Consider the following 2,121-nt stretch of genomic DNA (forward strand, 5'->3'; position numbering starts at 1 on the left):
CGATTTCCGGCAGATTGTAGGTTTCCACGATGACCTTGCGCAGTTGGGGCCTGTCGTCTTCGAAATGATATCCATTAATCGCCCATGCGACGATTCCGGGCGTGTGAACGGCGGGGCTTGATCCGAGACGGTAGGTTGCCATTTGCGATCTCCTTGGATGACTATGGAGGCAGAATAAAATAAAAATATATGGTCGGCAACATAAAAAGTAAAAATAACGACTGTTTATTTTATTAAATTGAGGGAGCAAAGCCCGATTATGCCCTTGTAGCGCGTAGCGTCACATGCTACATAGGAGTATGATAATCGGCTTTCGACACAAGGGGCTTGAGACCCTTTACAAAACCGGCTCTGCCCGTGGGGTTCAAGCTGCTCATGCGCCGAAGCTGTCCCGTATCCTTGCTGCCTTAAATGCAGCGGCATCGCCTGCCGAACTGAACCAACCAGCCTACAAGCTACACCCCTTGAAAGGGACGCTGAAGGGGCATTGGTCGATATGGGTAAATGGCAACTGGAGGGTTACTTTCCGGTTTGTCGGAGCTGACGTGGAGTTGGTCGATTACGTGGATTATCATTGAAGGAGACATACAGTGATGAAGAACCATCCCCATCCGGGCGAGCTGCTTCGCGAGGATGTTTTGGTGCCTCTCGGCATTGAGGTGACTGACGCGGCGCAGCGCCTTGGAATTGCCCGGTCTACGCTCTCTCGGATCATCAACGGGAAGGCTGGCATTAGTCCTGATCTGGCGATCCGGCTTGAACGTGCTGGCGTCAGCACCGCACGGTTTTGGATGAATTTGCAGTTGAACTACGAACTGTCCAAGGCCGAAGCGCGGGATCAGCCGGAAGTGAGGCCATTGCAGTCGGCAGCGGCTTGAAAATCGGAATCGTTCGTTCATTGGATTTGGCACGCCCAAACGTTACCAGTCTTTGCAGGATATCGAGGGAACCAAGATGAACGTCGTTTTTGCAGCAATAAGCGCCAGCCTCTTTTTGGCAATGCCTGCGATGGCTCAAAAGAGCGAAGTGAAACGCTCTCAACCATTTCAGGCGCAGGAGCGTTGCGAGACCAGATTGCAGGGACCGGAGCAGGAGCTATGCGAGGTGGCACAAAAGGCGACCCATGCGCCTAGCGGAAACCAAGAGAGCAGCGGAAGACAATAAGGGCACAGCCAGGTCATCGGGGCCTAGCTGCCAAGCGTACCAGCGTCCCGCGCCATCTCTTCTGCTGTACCCCATGCGTCTTCCCGGTCTTGAGTGTAGTATGCGATTGCCTCTGCCCTTTCACGCGAAAGGTTGGGGCGAGAGATGCGATATTCGCCCTCCCGCTTACTGATTGTCAGGCCGAGGGCGCGCACCGCGCCAAACAGGGCCTTGTCGTTTCGTGTGGGAACGTTGAGAGCATCGGCGATAATTTTGGCTACAGTCACCATGTGCATTCGATCTCCGGTTAGAATTCGTATGTTCGAGTGCCGTCCGGCAGCTCGCAGGCGATTTCCACGTGCAAGCTTTCGATCTCGTCCGTCTCGTAGTATTCGTCACGCCACTTGATCGCCGCTCCGTAGCTCTCAGCCGTGTGCACGTCGCATTCGCGCTCGTAGCCTGCGTTTTCCACCACAGTGTATCGCTTCTTCATATCAGCGTCCTTTCGGTGATGCTGCGGGCATCGAGGGGATCGTGCCGTAGGTGTACGTATCCAGCTTCTGGTTGGCGTGCTCGCGCTCGGCCTTGCGGATATCGCGACCATATCTGAGCGGATCAAAGTAGAACTCGATCTCAAGGCCAAGATCGCCATATGTGGCGACGTAGAACCGGGGCATTTCTACCCCGGCGCTGTTTAGGCATTTTGTCATCTCATCGTTTCCTTGTGGCTGATTTGAAGGTGTGTTCGACGGTGATTTTGAGGAAGAGGGGGATGGAGATTTCGAGGGCGATTTTGGTAGAGCCGTTGGGTTTGAGCTTTGCGAGGATACGGGCGAAGGAAGCCTTGAGGCGTCGGCCGGTTGCGCGGCAGAACTGGAACGTCTGGAACATTTGCGGACCTTTCGTTAGGCATCAGCGCCATGTGAAGACTATAGGCTTGAGGCCGCAGGCGGTCAACATAAAAAGTAAAAATAACTG

At 54.2% G+C, this 2,121-nt stretch carries 6 protein-coding genes; 3 read left to right on the plus strand and 3 right to left on the minus strand.

Features of this window, described 5'->3' with window-relative positions; all coding sequences use genetic code 11:
- Nucleotides 1-299 precede the first annotated feature (299 nt).
- Together ACPC54_RS41815 and ACPC54_RS41820 are read left to right on the plus strand one after the other, a co-directional pair.
- Complete coding sequence (locus tag ACPC54_RS41815; protein ID WP_130521493.1) at nt 300-578, plus strand: type II toxin-antitoxin system RelE/ParE family toxin; 279 nt, start codon at nt 300-302, stop codon at nt 576-578.
- Nucleotides 579-593: 15 nt separating this feature from the next.
- Complete coding sequence (locus ACPC54_RS41820) at nt 594-878, plus strand: HigA family addiction module antitoxin (protein ID WP_263635038.1); 285 nt, start codon at nt 594-596, stop codon at nt 876-878.
- A gap of 309 nt (nt 879-1,187) precedes the next feature.
- Here the strand turns inward: ACPC54_RS41820 and ACPC54_RS41825 are convergent, their stop codons facing one another.
- From ACPC54_RS41825 to ACPC54_RS41835, 3 genes are read right to left on the minus strand one after another with little or no spacing between them, the layout of a single operon-like run.
- On the minus strand, nt 1,188-1,430 hold the full coding sequence (locus ACPC54_RS41825; RefSeq protein WP_498972984.1) for a hypothetical protein: 243 nt from the start codon (nt 1,428-1,430) through the stop codon (nt 1,188-1,190).
- 20 nt (nt 1,431-1,450) lie between these two features.
- Nucleotides 1,451-1,636, minus strand: a complete 186-nt coding sequence (locus ACPC54_RS41830; RefSeq protein WP_130521499.1) for a hypothetical protein — start codon at nt 1,634-1,636, stop codon at nt 1,451-1,453.
- Nucleotide 1,637: 1 nt separating this feature from the next.
- Nucleotides 1,638-1,853, minus strand: coding sequence for a hypothetical protein (locus ACPC54_RS41835; RefSeq protein ID WP_164056977.1), 216 nt, complete (start codon nt 1,851-1,853; stop codon nt 1,638-1,640).
- A gap of 14 nt (nt 1,854-1,867) precedes the next feature.
- Between ACPC54_RS41835 and ACPC54_RS41840 the strand changes: the two genes are divergently transcribed.
- Nucleotides 1,868-2,121: hypothetical protein (locus ACPC54_RS41840; protein WP_498972987.1), on the plus strand; the 254-nt coding region annotated here is incomplete at its 3' end.

This window comes from Kitasatospora sp. NPDC094028, from assembly GCF_049543595.1.
In the GTDB taxonomy this organism is placed as follows: domain Bacteria; phylum Actinomycetota; class Actinomycetes; order Streptomycetales; family Streptomycetaceae; genus Kitasatospora.